23 protein-coding genes and 1 pseudogene are annotated in these 15,616 nt (G+C 64.2%); all 24 read right to left on the reverse strand.

Annotated features, from left to right (window positions below):
• Positions 1–2 precede the first annotated feature (2 nt).
• On the reverse strand, positions 3–626 hold the full coding sequence (locus C5E07_RS10900; protein ID WP_104242657.1) for an adenylate kinase: 624 nt from the start codon (positions 624–626) through the stop codon (positions 3–5).
• Positions 623–1,981 carry a preprotein translocase subunit SecY gene (gene secY, locus C5E07_RS10905; protein WP_104242659.1) on the reverse strand — a complete coding sequence of 453 codons (1,359 nt, stop codon included), beginning with the start codon at positions 1,979–1,981 and terminating at the stop codon, positions 623–625. The genes C5E07_RS10900 and secY overlap by 4 nt, the downstream gene beginning before the upstream one ends.
• 72 nt (positions 1,982–2,053) lie before the next feature.
• The gene (rplO, locus tag C5E07_RS10910; RefSeq protein ID WP_104242661.1) at positions 2,054–2,527 is read right to left on the reverse strand and encodes a 50S ribosomal protein L15; all 474 of its coding nucleotides are present in this window, start codon (positions 2,525–2,527) and stop codon (positions 2,054–2,056) included.
• Positions 2,524–2,712, reverse strand: a complete 189-nt coding sequence (rpmD, locus tag C5E07_RS10915) for a 50S ribosomal protein L30 (RefSeq protein ID WP_104242663.1) — start codon at positions 2,710–2,712, stop codon at positions 2,524–2,526. Before rpmD ends, rplO begins: the two co-directional genes overlap by 4 nt.
• On the reverse strand, positions 2,712–3,389 hold the full coding sequence (gene rpsE / locus C5E07_RS10920) for a 30S ribosomal protein S5 (protein ID WP_104242810.1): 678 nt from the start codon (positions 3,387–3,389) through the stop codon (positions 2,712–2,714). The genes rpmD and rpsE overlap by 1 nt, the downstream gene beginning before the upstream one ends.
• Positions 3,390–3,421: 32 nt before the next feature.
• The gene (rplR, locus tag C5E07_RS10925; protein WP_104242664.1) at positions 3,422–3,793 is read right to left on the reverse strand and encodes a 50S ribosomal protein L18; all 372 of its coding nucleotides are present in this window, start codon (positions 3,791–3,793) and stop codon (positions 3,422–3,424) included.
• A gap of 2 nt (positions 3,794–3,795) precedes the next feature.
• Positions 3,796–4,332 (reverse strand): 50S ribosomal protein L6, encoded by a 537-nt coding sequence (gene rplF, locus C5E07_RS10930; RefSeq protein WP_104242666.1) that lies wholly within the window; start codon positions 4,330–4,332, stop codon positions 3,796–3,798.
• A gap of 6 nt (positions 4,333–4,338) precedes the next feature.
• Positions 4,339–4,737 (reverse strand): 30S ribosomal protein S8, encoded by a 399-nt coding sequence (gene rpsH, locus C5E07_RS10935; protein ID WP_068479267.1) that lies wholly within the window; start codon positions 4,735–4,737, stop codon positions 4,339–4,341.
• A 125-nt stretch (positions 4,738–4,862) separates the two neighbouring features.
• On the reverse strand, positions 4,863–5,450 hold the full coding sequence (rplE, locus tag C5E07_RS10940; RefSeq protein WP_104242668.1) for a 50S ribosomal protein L5: 588 nt from the start codon (positions 5,448–5,450) through the stop codon (positions 4,863–4,865).
• A gap of 125 nt (positions 5,451–5,575) precedes the next feature.
• Positions 5,576–5,920, reverse strand: a pseudogene (rplX, locus tag C5E07_RS10945) (50S ribosomal protein L24); the annotation flags it as partial.
• 3 nt (positions 5,921–5,923) lie between these two features.
• The gene (rplN, locus tag C5E07_RS10950) at positions 5,924–6,292 is read right to left on the reverse strand and encodes a 50S ribosomal protein L14 (protein ID WP_068479273.1); all 369 of its coding nucleotides are present in this window, start codon (positions 6,290–6,292) and stop codon (positions 5,924–5,926) included.
• Between the two features lie 39 nt (positions 6,293–6,331).
• Complete coding sequence (rpsQ, locus tag C5E07_RS10955) at positions 6,332–6,628, reverse strand: 30S ribosomal protein S17 (RefSeq protein WP_104242672.1); 297 nt, start codon at positions 6,626–6,628, stop codon at positions 6,332–6,334.
• Positions 6,628–6,957: a 50S ribosomal protein L29 gene (gene rpmC, locus C5E07_RS10960; RefSeq protein ID WP_104299433.1), complete on the reverse strand. Its 330-nt coding sequence runs from the start codon at positions 6,955–6,957 to the stop codon at positions 6,628–6,630. Before rpmC ends, rpsQ begins: the two co-directional genes overlap by 1 nt.
• Before the next feature lie 2 nt (positions 6,958–6,959).
• Entirely contained in the window at positions 6,960–7,376 is a 417-nt protein-coding gene (rplP, locus tag C5E07_RS10965) for a 50S ribosomal protein L16 (RefSeq protein ID WP_068479279.1), read from the reverse strand.
• A gap of 2 nt (positions 7,377–7,378) precedes the next feature.
• Entirely contained in the window at positions 7,379–8,137 is a 759-nt protein-coding gene (gene rpsC / locus C5E07_RS10970; protein WP_104242676.1) for a 30S ribosomal protein S3, read from the reverse strand.
• Positions 8,137–8,520 (reverse strand): 50S ribosomal protein L22, encoded by a 384-nt coding sequence (rplV, locus tag C5E07_RS10975; protein WP_104242678.1) that lies wholly within the window; start codon positions 8,518–8,520, stop codon positions 8,137–8,139. The genes rpsC and rplV overlap by 1 nt, the downstream gene beginning before the upstream one ends.
• 24 nt (positions 8,521–8,544) lie before the next feature.
• The gene (gene rpsS, locus C5E07_RS10980; RefSeq protein ID WP_068479286.1) at positions 8,545–8,826 is read right to left on the reverse strand and encodes a 30S ribosomal protein S19; all 282 of its coding nucleotides are present in this window, start codon (positions 8,824–8,826) and stop codon (positions 8,545–8,547) included.
• An 11-nt stretch (positions 8,827–8,837) separates the two neighbouring features.
• The gene (gene rplB / locus C5E07_RS10985; RefSeq protein ID WP_104299434.1) at positions 8,838–9,677 is read right to left on the reverse strand and encodes a 50S ribosomal protein L2; all 840 of its coding nucleotides are present in this window, start codon (positions 9,675–9,677) and stop codon (positions 8,838–8,840) included.
• A 25-nt stretch (positions 9,678–9,702) separates the two neighbouring features.
• Positions 9,703–10,002 carry a 50S ribosomal protein L23 gene (gene rplW / locus C5E07_RS10990; RefSeq protein WP_068479290.1) on the reverse strand — a complete coding sequence of 100 codons (300 nt, stop codon included), beginning with the start codon at positions 10,000–10,002 and terminating at the stop codon, positions 9,703–9,705.
• The gene (gene rplD, locus C5E07_RS10995) at positions 9,999–10,646 is read right to left on the reverse strand and encodes a 50S ribosomal protein L4 (RefSeq protein WP_104299435.1); all 648 of its coding nucleotides are present in this window, start codon (positions 10,644–10,646) and stop codon (positions 9,999–10,001) included. Before rplD ends, rplW begins: the two co-directional genes overlap by 4 nt.
• 6 nt (positions 10,647–10,652) lie before the next feature.
• On the reverse strand, positions 10,653–11,306 hold the full coding sequence (rplC, locus tag C5E07_RS11000) for a 50S ribosomal protein L3 (RefSeq protein ID WP_104242682.1): 654 nt from the start codon (positions 11,304–11,306) through the stop codon (positions 10,653–10,655).
• Between the two features lie 8 nt (positions 11,307–11,314).
• On the reverse strand, positions 11,315–11,623 hold the full coding sequence (rpsJ, locus tag C5E07_RS11005; RefSeq protein ID WP_068479296.1) for a 30S ribosomal protein S10: 309 nt from the start codon (positions 11,621–11,623) through the stop codon (positions 11,315–11,317).
• A 369-nt stretch (positions 11,624–11,992) separates the two neighbouring features.
• Positions 11,993–14,107 (reverse strand): acyltransferase family protein, encoded by a 2,115-nt coding sequence (locus C5E07_RS11010; protein WP_104299436.1) that lies wholly within the window; start codon positions 14,105–14,107, stop codon positions 11,993–11,995.
• Positions 14,108–14,314: 207 nt separating this feature from the next.
• Positions 14,315–15,508, reverse strand: a complete 1,194-nt coding sequence (gene tuf / locus C5E07_RS11015) for an elongation factor Tu (RefSeq protein ID WP_104242686.1) — start codon at positions 15,506–15,508, stop codon at positions 14,315–14,317.
• Between the last annotated feature and the right edge of the window lie 108 nt (positions 15,509–15,616).

A 15,616-nucleotide genomic window follows, 5' to 3' on the forward strand; every position in this document is an offset into this window, starting at 1 on the left:
TCCTATTTGCCGCTCAGGCGGTGCAGTGGATGACGCAGGCCCCGCTGCTCGAGAGCAGCGAAGATGCGGTTCCGGACTTCCTCGACGGTGCCGAAGCCGTTGACGCTCACGAGCGATCCGCGAGCGGAGTACGTCTCGAGAAGCGGCGCGGTCTCCTGCAGGTACACGTTCTGACGGTGCCTGATGGCCTCTTCCGTGTCGTCGGCGCGGCCCTGCTCGAGCGCGCGGCGGCGGAGGCGCTCCACGACGCTGTCGATCTCGACCTTGAGCTCGATGACGGCATCGATCGCCGTGCCCTGGTCAGCGAGGAGCTGCGTGAGGAACGCGACCTGCTCGAGTGTGCGCGGGTAGCCGTCGAGCAGGAAGCCGCCAGCGGCGTCGGCCTCCGTGAGGCGGTCGCGGACGAGCTCGTTCGTCAGCGAATCGGGAACCAGGTTGCCGCTCTCGATGATCTCGCGGACCTGGATGCCGAGGTTCGTGCCGTTCTTGATGTTGGCACGGAAGATGTCACCGGTCGAGATGGCTGGGATACCGAAGGCCTCGGCGATGCCGACGGCCTGCGTTCCCTTGCCGGCCCCGGGGGGACCAACGATGAGCAGGCGGAAGGTCTGGTCGTGATGTGTCATCGGAGAAGCCCCTCGTAGTTGCGTTGTTGGAGTTGAGCGTCGATCTGCTTCACCGTCTCGAGTCCGACGCCCACGACGATGAGGATCGATGCGCCGCCGAACGGGAAGTTGGCATTTGCATTGACCGTGGACAGCGCGATGAGCGGGATGAGCGCGAGCACGCCGAGGTAGAGCGAACCGGGGAAGGTGATTCGCGTGAGCACGAAGTTCAGGTACTCGGCGGTGGGGCGTCCGGCACGGATGCCGGGAACGAAGCCACCGTGCTTTCGCATGTTCTCGGCAACCTCCTCAGGGTTGAAGGCGATCGCGACGTAGAAGTACGTGAAGCCGATGATGAGGAGGAAGTAGACCGCCATGTAGAGCGGGTGGTCGCCCGTCGTGAAGTTGTTCATGACCCAGGTGACCCACTCTGGCGGGGTCTCCCCCGCGGCAGGCTGGTTGAACTGGGCGACGAGCGCGGGAAGGTACAGCAGCGACGAGGCGAAGATGACAGGGATAACGCCTGCCTGGTTCACCTTGATCGGGATGTACGTGCTGTTGCCGCCATACGTGCGGCGTCCGACCATGCGCTTCGCGTACTGGACGGGGATGCGACGCTGCGACTGCTCGACGAAGACGACGGCCATCATGATGAGCAGCCCGATCGCGATGACGATGACGAGCGTGGTCATTCCACCGGTACCGGCGGCGATGGCGCCGAAGGCGGACGGGAACGAGGCTGCGATCGACGTGAAGATCAGGAGCGACATGCCGTTGCCGACGCCGCGCTCGGTGATGAGCTCGGCCATCCACATGATGACCGCGGTGCCAGCTGTCATGGCTGCGACCATGAGCACGACGCGCACCATGTTGATGACGGCGTTCTCCGGGGTCGCGGCGGACTCGTTGAGCATGTCGAGGACGTTCTCGCAGGCAGGGTTGCCCGTGCCGAAGAGCGTTCCCGACTTCGCCACCGTCACGAGTGTCGTCGCCTGGAGGATCGCGAGGGCGATGGTCAGGTAGCGCGTGTACTGCGTGAGCTTCGACTGACCCGCCTGACCCTCCTTGTGGAGCGCCTCGAAGTGCGGGATGACCACACGCAGCAGCTGCGTGATGATCGAGGCCGTGATGTACGGCATGATGCCCAGCGCGAAGATCGACAACTGCAGCAGCGCGCCACCGGAGAACAGGTTGACCATGTCGTAGAGACCGGCCATCTGCGTTCCAGTGTCGAGACACTGCTGCACGTTGACGTAGTTCACAAATGGGCCAGGAACCGTGGTGCCGATCCGGTAGATGGCGACCATAGCGAGCGTGAAGAGGATCTTGCGACGAAGATCCGGTGTCTTGAACACTCGTGCGACGGCACTGAACACTACGTTCCTGCTTTCATTTCTCGTGAAAGAGACAAACGGGGGTCGGCAACCGCCGACCCCCGCTTGGAGTTGCTACTTGACGGAACCGCCGGCGGCAACGATCTTCTGCTCTGCTGAGCTGGAGACCTTGTCGACCGCGACGTTCAGCTTAACCGCAATCTCACCATTGCCGAGCACCTTGACGGGCTCGTTCTTGCGAACCGCACCCTTTGCCACGAGGTTCGCGATGGTGACATCGCCGCCCTCGGGGAAGAGCTCGGCCAGCTTGGAGAGGTTGACGACCTGGTACTCGACGCGGAACGGGTTCTTGAACCCGCGCAGCTTCGGCGTACGCATGTGCAGCGGCATCTGGCCACCCTCGAAGCCGATACGCACTGTCGTGCGCGCCTTCGAGCCCTTGGTGCCGCGACCGGCGGTCTTGCCCTTGGAGCCCTCACCGCGACCAACGCGCGTCTTGGACTTCTTGGCACCGGGAGCGGGGCGGAGGTGGTGGACCTTGAGCTGAGGCTCGGAGGTCACATCCTTCTCGTTCTCGTTCTTGGTCATTCGGAGATCTCCTCAACTGAAACCAGGTGAGCGACTGTCTTGACGTAGCCGCGGTTCACCGAGTTGTCCGGCTTGACGACGGTGTGGCCAATGCGCTTGAGGCCGAGCGAGCGCAGTGTGTCGCGCTGGTTCTGCTTCTCGCTGATCTTGGACTTGATCTGGGTCACCTTGAGACTCTTGGCCATCAGGCACCGACCTTCTGTGCTTCGGCTGCGGCCTTGGCCGCGTTGGCCTCGGCACGCAGAATGCGCTGCGGAACGACCTGGTCGACGGGCAGGCCACGACGAGCTGCGACTGCGCGCGGCTCCTCGAGCTGCTTCAGCGCCGCGACGGTTGCGTGCACGATGTTGATCGTGTTCGACGAACCAAGCGACTTCGACAGGACGTCGTGGATGCCCGCGCACTCAAGCACGGCGCGGACGGGGCCACCGGCGATAACACCGGTACCTGCAGCGGCGGGACGGAGCAGGACGACGCCTGCTGCTGCCTCGCCCTGCACGGGGTGCGGGATCGTCTTCAGGACGCGAGGAACGCGGAAGAAGTTCTTCTTCGCCTCTTCGACGCCCTTGGCGATGGCCAGCGGGACCTCACGGGCCTTGCCGTAGCCGACGCCCACGAGTCCGTTGCCGTCGCCGACGACGACCAGCGCGGTGAACGCGAAGCGACGACCGCCCTTGACGACCTTGGAGACGCGGTTGATGGTGACGACGCGCTCCAGGAACTGGTTCTTGTCATCGCGCGAGTTGCGGTCGCGGCCGCCCTGGCCACGCTCGCCACGACCACCGCGGCGGTTGTTGTCGCGACCTCCGTCGCGCTGTGCCGACTCACTCGACGCGGCCGTCTCAACGGGCGTGTCGGTCATGTTGTCGGGCGTGTTGGTGTCGATTTTCTCGGTCACAGGTTCAGCCCTGCCTCTCGTGCTCCATCAGCGATGGCCGCGACGCGACCGGCGTACTTGTTGCCGCCGCGGTCGAAGACCACGCTTTCGATGCCGGCGTCCTTGGCGCGTGCGCCGACGAGCTCGCCGACCCGCTTCGCCTTGGCCGACTTGTCACCGTCGAACTCACGCAGCTCGGCTTCCATGGTGGATGCTGAAGCCAGCGTGATGCCCTTGGTGTCGTCGACAACCTGGACGAAGACGTGACGCGCCGAGCGCGTGACGACGAGACGGGGACGCTGTGCGTCGCCGGAGACCTTCTTGCGAAGGCGGACGTGGCGGCGACGGGTCGCTGCCTGCTTGCTCTTTCCTCGAGTTCCGAGTCCCATGGTTACTTACCTGACTTTCCGGCCTTGCGGCGGATCTGCTCGCCCTCGTAACGCACGCCCTTGCCCTTGTAGGGCTCGGGGAGGCGGAGCTTGCGGATGTTCGCTGCGACCTCGCCGACAGCCTGCTTGTCGATTCCGACGACCGTGAGCTTGTTGTTGCCCTCGACCTGGAACGTGATGCCCTGGGGGGGCTCGACGTTGATCGGGTGCGAGTAGCCGAGTGCGAACTCGACGCCCGTGCCCTTGGAAACGATGCGGTAACCGGTTCCAACGACCTCGAGCTTCTTCGTGTAGCCCTCGGTGACGCCGATGATGTTGTTGTTGATGAGCGTGCGGGTCAGGCCGTGCAGTGCACGCGACTCACGCTCGTCGTTCGGACGCGTGACGAGAAGCTGACCGTCTTCGAGCTTGACCTCGATGGGGTTCGCGACGACGAGCGCGAGCTCGCCCTTCGGTCCCTTGACGGTGACGTTCTGCGCGTCGATCTTGATGTCAACGCCTGCTGGGACGCTGATCGGGAGACGACCAATTCGTGACATGACGGATTACCACACGTAGGCGAGGACTTCTCCGCCTACGCCCTTCTGCTCGGCCTGACGGTCCGTGAGGAGACCGGAGGAGGTGGACAGGATGGCAATGCCGAGGCCGCCGAGGACGCTTGGCAGCTCGGTCGAGCGCGCGTACACGCGGAGACCTGGCTTGGAGACGCGCTTGATGCCGACGATCGACCTCTCGCGGTTCGGACCGAACTTCAGCGAGAGAGTGAGGGTCTGGCCCACTCGTGCATCTTCGACTGTCCAGTCGGTGATGTAGCCCTCGCGCTTGAGGATGTCGGCAATGTGGGACTTGAGCTTCGAGCTCGGCATCGACACGGAGTCGTGGTGCGCCGAGTTCGCGTTGCGCAGTCGCGTCAGCATATCTGCGACGGGATCTGTCATCGTCATGATGAGTGCCTTTCGCCTGGTTTCGCGGGGCCGTACACGGCCCCGCGACCTGTGGTGGACGGGCCATTGCGGTTGCAACAGCCCGATGGGGTCACGGCATACGCCGTGACCCTCGGGTGTTCAGACTAGTTCTGCTGGAGACCGGCCTGGAACGGGAAGCCGAGCTTGCCCAGGAGAGCGCGCCCATCTTCGTCGTTCTTCGCCGTCGTGACGACGGTGATGTCCATACCGCGTGTGCGGTCGATCTTGTCTGGATCGATCTCATGGAACATTACCTGCTCCGTGAGGCCGAAGGTGTAGTTTCCGTTTCCGTCGAACTGGCGGTCGTTGAGACCACGGAAGTCGCGGATACGGGGAAGAGCGAGCGAGAGCAGGCGGTCGAGGAACTCCCACATGCGGTCGCCGCGCAGTGTGACGTGCGCGCCGATCGGCTGTCCTTCGCGCAGCTTGAACTGTGCGATCGACTTCGTGGCCTTCGTGACCTTCGGCTTCTGACCGGTGATCGCCGTGAGATCCGTGATGGCACCTTCGATGATCTTTCCGTCGCGAGCTGCTTCGCCAACACCCATGTTCACGACGATCTTCACGAGACCGGGAACCTGGTGGACGTTGCTCACGCCGAGGTCTGCCTGCAGCTGAGCCTTGAGCTCGTCGCGGTACTTCAGCTTGAGACGGGGCTGGATTTTGCCAGCCTCCGTGGCGATGTCAGTCATATCTACTCGTCGTCCTTCTTCTTCGGTGCGGCGGCCTTGGCCTTCGTCGCGGGCTTCTTCTCAGCCTTCTCAGCCTTGTCGGCCTTGGCGGCCTTCTCGACCTTGGCCGGCTTCGCAGCGCGGCGCGATGGCTTGAAGACGCGCGTGCGCACCGTCTTGGTCACGCCGTCCTTCGTGACCTCTTCGACCTGCACACCGGTGCGAGCCGGCTGCTTGGTCTCGGGGTCGACGAGTGCGACGTTGGAGATGTGGATGGGGGCCTCGACGGTCTCGATGCCACCCGTCTTCGTGCCACGCTGCGTCTGTCCGACGCGAACGTGCTTGGTCACGAAGTTGATTCCCTGAACGAGAATGCGGTTCTCTTCGCGGAGCACCTCGAGCACTTCGCCCTGCTTGCCGCGGTCTCCACCACGAGCCTGGCTCGGGCCCGAGATGACCTGGACCAGGTCGCCCTTGCGGATCGTTGCCATGGGTTAAATCACCTCCGGCGCGAGCGACACGATCTTCATGAACTTCTTGTCGCGGAGTTCGCGACCGACCGGTCCGAAGATTCGAGTGCCACGCGGCTCGTTGTCACCCTTGAGGATGACGGCTGCGTTCTCGTCGAACTTGATGTACGAACCGTCGGGACGACGGGTCGACTTGACTGTGCGAACGATGACGGCCTTGACGACCTCACCCTTCTTGAGGTTTCCGCCAGGGATCGCGTCCTTGACGGTCGCGACGATGACGTCACCGATCCCCGCGTAGCGGCGGCCGGAGCCACCGAGTACGCGGATCGTGAGGAGTTCCTTGGCGCCGGTGTTGTCGGCGACACGGACTCGTGATTCTTGCTGAAGCATCTGTCAAATTCCTTCGCTGAGTGGTCGAAGAGGCGAGGCCTACTTCGCCTTCTCCAGGATCTCGACCAGGCGCCAGCGCTTGGTAGCGCTGAGGGGACGGGTCTCTGCAATCAGGACGAGGTCGCCGATGCCGGCCTGGTTGTCGGCATCGTGCGCCTTGACCTTGCTCGAGCGGCGGAGCACCTTGCCGTAGAGGGGGTGCTTGACGCGCTCTTCGACCGAGACGGTGATGGTCTTTTCCATCTTGTCGCTCGTGACGTAGCCGCGCCGGGTCTTGCGGTAGTTGCGCTCGTGCGCTTCTTCCGTTGCCTCGGGCTGTGTCGTGCTTTCAGCCATTACTTGGTCTCCTCGTTCTCAGCCTCGGGCGCAGCCTCGGAGGCTTCGGCCTTCTTCGAAGCCTTGGTGGCCTTCGACTTCTTGGCCGGCTTCTCGACCGGGGCCGGGGTTGCGCGGATCCCGAGCTCACGCTCGCGGATCACCGTGTAGATGCGCGCGATGTCGCGCTTGACCTGACGGATGCGTCCGCGCTCTTCGACCTGGTTGGTCACGGCCTGGAAGCGCAGGTTGAACAGCTCTTCCTTGGCCTTCTTGAGCTCCTCGACGAGACGTCCGTCTTCGAAGTTGTCGAGCTCGGTGGTGGCGAGCTCCTTGGTACCAATCGCCATGATTACTCGCCTTCCTCGCGCGAAATGATGCGTGCCTTGAGCGGCAGCTTGTGGATGGCGCGCGTGAGGGCCTCGCGAGCGAGCTCCTCGCTGACGCCGGCGACCTCGAAGAGGACGCGGCCGGGCTTGACGTTCGCAACCCAGGAGTCGACTGCACCCTTACCGGAACCCATGCGGGTCTCGGCGGGGCGAGCGGTCATCGGGCGGTCCGGGTAGATGTTGATCCAGACCTTGCCGCCACGCTTGATGTGACGCGTCATGGCGATACGAGCCGCCTCGATCTGACGGTTGGTCACGTAGGACGGGGTGAGCGCCTGGATGCCGAACTCGCCGAACGATACGGTGTTGCCACCCTTCGACATGCCGCTACGGTCCGGGCGGTGCTGCTTACGGTGCTTGACTCGACGTGGAATCAACATGGTTACGCCTCAACTCCTGCGGCGACCTGCTTCTCGTTGTCGCGGCGCGGGCCACGGCGTGAGCGGTCGTTACGGTCCCCACGGGACGACTTCTGGTTGGCCTGTTCGCGGGCGAGTTCCTTGTTGGTCATGTCGCCCTTGTAGATCCACACCTTGACACCGATGCGACCGTAGGTGGTCTTGGCCTCGTAGAAGCCGTAGTCGATGTTGGCGCGGAGCGTGTGCAGCGGAACGCGTCCCTCGCGGTAGAACTCCGAGCGGCTCATCTCAGCACCGCCGAGGCGGCCGGAGACCTGGATGCGGATGCCCTTGGCACCTGCACGCTGAGCGCCCTGGAGGCCCTTGCGCATCGCACGGCGGAAGGCGACACGAGCAGAGAGCTGCTCGGCGATGCCCTGCGCGACCAGCTGAGCGTCAGCCTCGGGGTTCTTGACCTCGAGGATGTTCAGCTGGATCTGCTTGCCCGTGAGCTTCTCGAGGTCGGCGCGGATGCGCTCGGCCTCTGCTCCGCGTCGTCCGATGACGATGCCGGGGCGTGCCGTGTAGATGTCGACGCGAACGCGGTCACGCGTGCGCTCGATCTCGATGCGGGAGACGCCTGCACGGTCGAGTGTCTTCTGGAGATACTCGCGAATGCGGATGTCTTCCTTGACGTAGTCGCTGTAGCGCTGACCCGGCTTGGTCGAGTCTGCGTACCAGCGGGAGACGTGGTCGGTCGTGATTCCGAGACGGAAGCCGTACGGATTGATCTTCTGGCCCATTACTTGCTGCTCCCCTTCTCGGCCTCGGCGAGCTCCGGCGTCGCCAGCACAACCGTGATGTGGCTTGTGCGCTTGTTGATGCGGAATGCTCGTCCCTGTGCACGTGGACGGAAGCGCTTGAGGGTTGCACCCTCGTCTACGAACGCCTTGGCGATGTAGAGGTCGCGCTCGTCAAGGAACTGGCTTTCCTTGTCTGCCTTGACACGTGCGTTGGCGATTGCGGATGCAACGACCTTGTAGACCGGCTCAGAGGCACCCTGAGGTGCGAACTTCAGGATTGCGAGCGCTTCGAGCGCCTGCTTGCCGCGGATCAAGTTGACGACGCGACGAGCCTTCTGAGGGGTGACGCGGATGTGCCGCACGCGTGCGGTTGACTCCACCATATTTTCCTCCTTCACGTCGCCGCGTTAGCGGCGACGACCCTTCTTGTCGTCCTTCTCGTGTCCACGGAAGGTGCGGGTCGGTGCAAACTCGCCGAGCTTGTGGCCGACCATGGTTTCGGTGACAAACACGGGGATGTGCTTGCGACCGTCGTGCACGGCGATGGTGTGGCCGAGCATGTCCGGCACGATCATCGATCGGCGCGACCAGGTCTTGATGACGTTCTTCGAGCCAGCTTCGTTCTGCTTGACCACCTTCTGGAAGAGGTGTTCGTCGACGAAGGGGCCCTTCTTGAGACTGCGAGGCATCTTCTGATCTCCTACTTACGCTTCTTGCCGGCAGGGCGACGGCGGACGATGAGCTTGTCGCTCTCCTTGTTGGGGCGACGGGTGCGGCCTTCTGGCTTACCCCAGGGGCTCACCGGGTGACGTCCACCGGATGTGCGGCCCTCACCACCACCGTGCGGGTGGTCGACCGGGTTCATGACGACACCACGGACCGTCGGGCGAACGCCGAGCCAGCGCTTGCGGCCGGCCTTGCCCAGGTTGATGTTCGACTGCTCGGCGTTGCCGACCTCGCCGATCGTCGCGCGGCAGCGCACGTCGACGTTGCGGACTTCGCCGCTCGGCAGACGCAGCTGGGCGTAGGGGCCGTCCTTCGCAACGAGGCGAACGGAGGCTCCGGCCGAGCGCGCCATCTTCGCGCCGCCGCCTGGGCGGAGCTCGATGGCGTGGATGACCGTACCGGTCGGGATGTTGCGAAGCGGGAGGTTGTTGCCCGGCTTGATGTCGGCGCCAGCGCCCGACTCGACGATGTCGCCCTGCTTGAGCTTGTTGGGAGCCAGGATGTAGCGCTTGGATCCGTCGAAGAAGTGCAGCAGCGCGATGCGAGCGGTGCGGTTGGGGTCGTACTCGATGTGAGCGACCTTGGCGTTCACGCCGTCCTTGTCGTTACGACGGAAGTCGATGACGCGGTACTGGCGCTTGTGGCCACCACCGATGTGACGGGTCGTGATGCGTCCCTGGTTGTTGCGTCCACCCGACTTGGTGAGGGGGCGGAGCAGCGACTTTTCGGGAGTCGAGCGCGTGATCTCGGTGAACTCGGACACCGAGGCTCCACGACGACCTGGCGTCGTGGGCTTGTAATTGCGAATAGCCATGTGAATTCGTCCTCTGTGCTCTCGATTAACCGGCGTTCGAGAAGATGTCGATGGTGCCGGACTTGAGCGAGACGATGGCGCGCTTGGTGTCCTTGCGCTTGCCGAGCCCGAAGCGGGTGCGGCGCGTCTTGCCCGTGCGGTTCAAGGTGTTGACCTTGTCGACCTTGACGTCGAAGATCTGCTCGATAGCGAGCTTGATCTCGGTCTTGTTCGAACGGGGGTCGACCTCGAAGGTGTACTTGCCCTGGTCGATCAGGCTGTAGCTCTTCTCGGAGATCACCGGCGCGAAGATGATGTCGCGCGGGTCCTTGTTGTTTGCGCTCATGCGCCCTGCTCCTTGCTGGTCTTGCTCTCGACGAACGCGTCGTAAGCAGCCTTCGTGAAGAGGATGTCGTCCGAGACGAGGACGTCGTAGGCGTTGAGCTGGTCCACGAAGAGCACGTGAAGTGCCTTCAGGTTGCGGACGCTCAGGAGGCTGAGCTCATCGCTGCGGTCGAGGACGACGAGGATGTTGCGTCCCGCCGCGACCTTCGCGATTGCTGCGGCTGCGACCTTGGTCGAGGCCTTCTCACCCGTGACGAGGGAGTCGACGATGTGCAGGTGGCCACCGCGTGCGCGGTCGCTCAGTGCGCCGATGAGGGCGGCTGCGATCATCTTCTTGGGGGTGCGCTGCGAGTAGTCACGCGGCGTCGGTCCGTGGACGATGCCACCACCCTTGTGCTGCGGCATGCGGACCGAACCCTGGCGGGCGCGGCCGGTGCCCTTCTGCTTGAACGGCTTGCGACCGGAGCCGGAAACCTCTCCACGGTTCTTCGTCTTGTGCGTGCCCTGACGAGCAGCCGCACGCTGTGCGACGACGACCTGGTGGATCAGCGGGACGTTGGTCTGCGCGTCGAAGATGGCGGCAGGCAGTTCGACCGAGCCGGACTTCTTGCCGGCTGCGTCGGTGACGTCAATCTTGGTTGCCATAGGAAACTAGGCCCCCTTCACTGCGTTGCGAACGAAAACGAGACGACCCTTGGGGCCGGGGACAGCACCCTTGACGAGGAGGATGCCCTTCTCGGCGTCGGCTGCGTGAACCGTGAGGTTCTGGACGGTGACGCGGTCGCCACCCATCCGGCCAGCCATGCGCGTGCCCTTGAAGACACGGCTGGGGGTCGCGGAGGCACCGATGGAGCCGGGGCGACGGTGGTTCTTGTGCGCACCGTGAGATGCGCCGACACCGGAGAAGTTGTGACGCTTCATGACACCGGCGAAGCCCTTGCCCTTGCTGGTGCCGACGACGTCGATCTTGGTGCCGGGCTCGAACGTGTCTGCGCCGAGCTCCTGACCGATCGTGTACGAGGCTGCATCAGCGGTGCGGAGCTCGGTGATGTGGCGGCGAGGCGTGACGCCCGCTGCTGCGAACTTGCCGGCTGCCGGCTTGTTCACCTTGCGCGGGTCGATCGCGCCTGCGGCGATCTGAACGGCTTCGTAGCCGTTCTTTTCGACGGTCATGATCTCGGTGACGACGTTGGTGCTCACCTGGATGACCGTGACGGGGACGAGACGGTTTTCAGCGTCCCAGACCTGGGTCATGCCGAGCTTCGTGCCCAGCAGACCCTTGAACGTCTTGGTAGCGGTAGACATGTGTTTCCCTAGAGCTTGATCTCGATGTTGACATCGGCCGGAAGGTCGAGGCGCATGAGCGAGTCGACGGCCTTCGGCGTCGGGTCGACAATGTCGATCAGACGCTTGTGGGTGCGCATCTCGAAGTGCTCGCGGCTGTCCTTGTACTTGTGAGGGCTACGGATCACAGCGATCACGTTCTTCTCGGTAGGCAGGGGCACCGGACCGATGACGGAGGCGCCAGCACGGGTTACGGTGTCGACGATCTTGCGCGCCGAGCTGTCGATGACCTCGTGGTCATACGACTTCAGTCGAATGCGGATCTTCTGTCCCGCCATGGTTGACTCTCTCTCTCAATGACGTGCCGCCATTGCGGCTTCGCATGCAACCCCGTGGCGTCTTCACGCCGGGATTCGCACCACTGTTTTTCTGTCAAGTTCACCTGCTCGGAGCACAGGAGTGTACTCAAGCTGATGGACGGCCTTCGGGATTCGACCTCGGTGAGGTGTCTTCCTTTGGCCGGAGCTTTGCTCTGCTGCCGGCGGCCTAAGCTGCACACCAGGCGTCTTGCGACGCGGGGCGCTTATGCACACTCCGGGCAGTGATTCGAACACACGACTAGCGCCGTGCCCCGAAATACTGAACTCATCGAGTTTAGACCGGGGAGGCCTGTTCTTGCAACCCGGGCGTGTCGCGGATTTCGCTGGTCACTCGGCGCGCGCGTCCGCGAGGCCCTGTGCGATGACATCGGCGAGGAACACCGAGTACTCGCGACCCACGTGCGTCGGGTCCGAATGCACGGCGATCCCAGCGACGACGAGGGGGCAGAGCCCGAGCTCCACGTCGCAGAACCAGTCGGAGGTCCGGACGACCGCGGCTCCGCCTGCCGCCATCTGCTCGGCCTGGTGATCGCGACGCTCCACGAACTCCGGCCCGAAGGCGCTCGTGCAGGATTCCTCGGCCTGTTGCCGCGTCGATGCGGCGAGGCAGGCGTCCAGGGAGTTGGCGGGAGTCACTGCGTCGAGCCAGATGACGTCGATTCCCATCTCGGTGAGCTCGCGGACCAGTTCAACGGAGCCCTCGCCGAGCGTGGTTCCCTTGTTCCACGCGAGGTCACCGAACTGCTCCCCCACCCACCAGCCGCCATAGGAGATGATCACCGTGTCCGGTCGGTCCGCAGCAGCGAGCTCCATGACCCAGTTGTTGTGGGCGGCGCACTCGTCCTTCATGTCGCCTGATCTGTCGAGGGCTGCGCCCTGAGTGAAGGGGCACATGCTCTTGCCGAGCAGTTGCACGGTCGTCTCGTCACCGACAGCTGCCCGGACGCCGGGTGCCCAGGAGACAGCCTGCGAGTCGCCGACGATCCAGAGCTCTTCGCCGGAGTCCTGATCGGCATCTTCGGGTGCGTAGCGGCAGTTGGCTCGATTGTCGTCGGTGACCGTCAGGCAGCCGTTCACCGACCATTCCGGGCCGAGTGCATCCCATCCCGAGACCGCCTCGCCGTTGAGCGCGGTCGGCTCGAGGAGCGCCTCGGTGATCGCGAGGCTCAGCTGCTGCTCGCTCGTGACGGTCTGCCCGGGACCGAGGTCTGCGATGGCCTCCTGGCGCAGGCCAGGCGCGAGCTGCACACCCACGAAGGCCACGATGGCGATCAACGGCACGCTGACCGAGGTCAGCAGCCGGGGATTGCGCTTCCATCTCGGTGCCGTCGAATCCACCTGGGCCACCGGATTGCGGACGCGGCCAAGGAACGCGAGGAAGCGCGACATCGCCCAGGCGACGGTGATGGACACGGCGAGGAGCAGGAGACCGTCGAAGAACGACACCGGCTCGCTGCGCTCGGGAAAGAGCTCGACGAAGAGCTTGAGGATCGGCCAGCTCCACAGGTACAGGCCATACGAGAAGCCGCCGAGCCAGACGAGCGGTCGCCACGTGAGCAGACGATTCCCGCCGGAGAGCTCCCCTGAGGCACCTGAGATGAGCACGAGGAGCGCACCCCCGACGGGGTACAGGGCGATGAGGCCCGGGTACGGCCATTCGCTCGGGAGGAGACCCGCGGTGAGCACGAGTGCGAGGCCGAGGCTGCCGAGAAGCGCTCGCACGGTCCTCGGCAGGTGGATACGCGTCATCACGAGCGCGGCGACGGCGCCGATGCCGAACTCCCAGAGGCGGGCCCAGGTGCTGTAGTAGGTGGGCACAGGATCGCTCGCGACGCCGTTGAGCGCGTAGATGAGCGATGCTGCAGTGAGGAGCGCGAATCCCGCAGTAGCGACACGACGCACACGCCACTTCGCGAGCTTCGCAATGGCCCCCAGGATGAGCACGAACGCGAGCAGCAGCAGCGTCGCCTGCCCCTGGACCGACATCGCCCAGAAGTGCTGCACGGCCGACTTGTCGTGCCCCGCGGAGATGTAGTCGGTTGCGTCCCCCGCCAGCCGCCAGTTCTCCCAGTACGTCGCGGCGGCGAAGATATCCGTCACGTTGCGCTGGAACGACAGCGGCGACTCGGTCATGAGGAGCACTGCTGAGACCACGATGAGGACGAGTCCGGCCATCGGGAAGAGCCGGGTGGCCGTGCGCTTGACGTACTGCCAGGCGCGGATGCTCCCCCGTCGCTCGAGCTCGCCGACAAGCGTCGTCGCCAGCAGGAAGCCGCCGAGGACGAAGAAGAGGTCGACACCGCCGGAGACCGTGCCGAACCAGATGTGGAACGACGCGACGAGCAGCGAGGCGATCGCGCGCAGGCCCTGGATGTCCGAGCGGTAGCGATTCGGCTCCGGCCGAGCTGGCACGCTCGTCGGGCGTTCTGCGCGTACGGACATACGTCGTGCTCCCTGACTGCACTGAGGCGATGGATGGCCCTCGGCTGGGGATGCGGAGGCGACCGATCAGCGCCAGGGAAGGGGCAGGCTTCGACCCGGCACACGAGAGACGAGTGTAGCTCGCATCTCGACTCCGTGAAAACGGATGAAAACACGAAATGGGGCCGGACCCGAAGGTCCGACCCCACTGCGAAGTGAGCTGGAAGCTTACTTGTTGATCTTCGTCACCGTGCCGGCGCCGACCGTGCGGCCACCCTCACGGATCGCGAAGCCGAGGCCCTCTTCCATGGCGATCGGCTGGATGAGCTCGACCGTCATGTCCGTGGTGTCACCGGGCATGATCATTTCCTTGCCCTCGGGCAGGGTGATGACGCCGGTCACGTCCGTGGTGCGGAAGTAGAACTGCGGGCGGTAGTTCGTGAAGAACGGGTTGTGACGGCCACCCTCGTCCTTCGAGAGGATGTAGGCAGTTCCCTCGAAGTTCGTGTGCGGCGTGACGGAACCGGGAGCGACGATGACCTGACCGCGCTCGACGTCCTCACGCTTGGTGCCACGAAGGAGCAGACCACAGTTCTCACCGGCCCACGCCTCGTCGAGCTGCTTGTGGAACATCTCGATACCCGTGACGGTCGTCTTGACGGTCGGACGGAGTCCGACGATCTCGACGTCCGAGTTGATGGCGAGCGTGCCACGCTCGGCGCGACCCGTGACGACGGTTCCACGACCGGTGATCGTGAAGACGTCCTCGACGGGCATGAGGAACGGCTTGTCCTTGTCGCGGACGGGCTCCGGCACGTTGTCGTCGACAGCCTGCATGAGCTCGACGATCTTCTCGGCCCAAGCCTCGTCGCCCTCAAGCGCCTTGAGGCCGGAGACCTGGACGACAGGAGCGTCGTCGCCGGGGTAGTCCTGGCTGGAGAGGAGCTCGCGAACCTCGAGCTCGACGAGCTCCAGGATCTCCTCGTCGTCAACCATGTCGGCCTTGTTCAGCGCGACGACCAGGTACGGCACGCCGACCTGCTTGGCGAGCAGCACGTGCTCACGCGTCTGAGCCATGGGGCCGTCGGTTGCGGCGACCACGAGGATTGCGCCATCCATCTGCGCAGCGCCCGTGATCATGTTCTTGATGTAGTCGGCGTGACCCGGAGCATCGACGTGAGCGTAGTGACGCTTGGGCGTCTCGTACTCGACGTGGGAGATGTTGATCGTGATACCGCGCTGACGCTCTTCCGGAGCGGAGTCGATCGACGCGAAGTCACGCTGCACGTTGGTCGCCGAAGGGTACTTGTCAGCAAGCACCTTCGAGATCGCTGCGGTGAGCGTGGTCTTGCCGTGGTCGACGTGACCGATCGTTCCGATGTTTACGTGCGGCTTGGTCCGCTCGAACTTGGCCTTGGCCACTGTGGTCCTCCTAGGACGTCGTTGGTGTCCATCCGCCAATGATGCAGAAGGACTTCCGGGTTTTCAGTGATGAATGTTACCCGCTCGGGCGACGCGCTGCGTCACCCG

The sequence above is a fragment of the Pseudoclavibacter sp. RFBJ3 genome, from assembly GCF_002931375.1.
GTDB lineage: Bacteria > Actinomycetota > Actinomycetes > Actinomycetales > Microbacteriaceae > Pseudoclavibacter.

Bases quoted from the DNA above. Each gene is read 5' to 3' on its own strand.
- C5E07_RS10900 (WP_104242657.1), bottom strand. From the start codon at position 626: ATGACACATCACGACCAGACCTTCCGCCTGCTCATCGTTGGTCCCCCC.
- rplO (WP_104242661.1), bottom strand. From the start codon at position 2,527: ATGACCAAGAACGAGAACGAGAAGGATGTGACCTCCGAGCCTCAGCTC.
- rpmD (WP_104242663.1), bottom strand. From the start codon at position 2,712: ATGGCCAAGAGTCTCAAGGTGACCCAGATCAAGTCCAAGATCAGCGAG.
- rpsE (WP_104242810.1), bottom strand. From the start codon at position 3,389: ATGACCGACACGCCCGTTGAGACGGCCGCGTCGAGTGAGTCGGCACAG.
- rplR (WP_104242664.1), bottom strand. From the start codon at position 3,793: ATGGGACTCGGAACTCGAGGAAAGAGCAAGCAGGCAGCGACCCGTCGC.
- rplF (WP_104242666.1), bottom strand. From the start codon at position 4,332: ATGTCACGAATTGGTCGTCTCCCGATCAGCGTCCCAGCAGGCGTTGAC.
- rpsH (WP_068479267.1), bottom strand. From the start codon at position 4,737: ATGACGATGACAGATCCCGTCGCAGATATGCTGACGCGACTGCGCAAC.
- rplE (WP_104242668.1), bottom strand. From the start codon at position 5,450: ATGACTGACATCGCCACGGAGGCTGGCAAAATCCAGCCCCGTCTCAAG.
- rplN (WP_068479273.1), bottom strand. From the start codon at position 6,292: ATGCTTCAGCAAGAATCACGAGTCCGTGTCGCCGACAACACCGGCGCC.
- rpsQ (WP_104242672.1), bottom strand. From the start codon at position 6,628: ATGGCTGAAAGCACGACACAGCCCGAGGCAACGGAAGAAGCGCACGAG.
- rpmC (WP_104299433.1), bottom strand. From the start codon at position 6,957: ATGGCGATTGGTACCAAGGAGCTCGCCACCACCGAGCTCGACAACTTC.
- rplP (WP_068479279.1), bottom strand. From the start codon at position 7,376: ATGTTGATTCCACGTCGAGTCAAGCACCGTAAGCAGCACCGCCCGGAC.
- rpsC (WP_104242676.1), bottom strand. From the start codon at position 8,137: ATGGGCCAGAAGATCAATCCGTACGGCTTCCGTCTCGGAATCACGACC.
- rplV (WP_104242678.1), bottom strand. From the start codon at position 8,520: ATGGTGGAGTCAACCGCACGCGTGCGGCACATCCGCGTCACCCCTCAG.
- rpsS (WP_068479286.1), bottom strand. From the start codon at position 8,826: ATGCCTCGCAGTCTCAAGAAGGGCCCCTTCGTCGACGAACACCTCTTC.
- rplB (WP_104299434.1), bottom strand. From the start codon at position 9,677: ATGGCTATTCGCAATTACAAGCCCACGACGCCAGGTCGTCGTGGAGCC.
- rplW (WP_068479290.1), bottom strand. From the start codon at position 10,002: ATGAGCGCAAACAACAAGGACCCGCGCGACATCATCTTCGCGCCGGTG.
- rplD (WP_104299435.1), bottom strand. From the start codon at position 10,646: ATGGCAACCAAGATTGACGTCACCGACGCAGCCGGCAAGAAGTCCGGC.
- rplC (WP_104242682.1), bottom strand. From the start codon at position 11,306: ATGTCTACCGCTACCAAGACGTTCAAGGGTCTGCTGGGCACGAAGCTC.
- rpsJ (WP_068479296.1), bottom strand. From the start codon at position 11,623: ATGGCGGGACAGAAGATCCGCATTCGACTGAAGTCGTATGACCACGAG.
- C5E07_RS11010 (WP_104299436.1), bottom strand. From the start codon at position 14,107: ATGTCCGTACGCGCAGAACGCCCGACGAGCGTGCCAGCTCGGCCGGAG.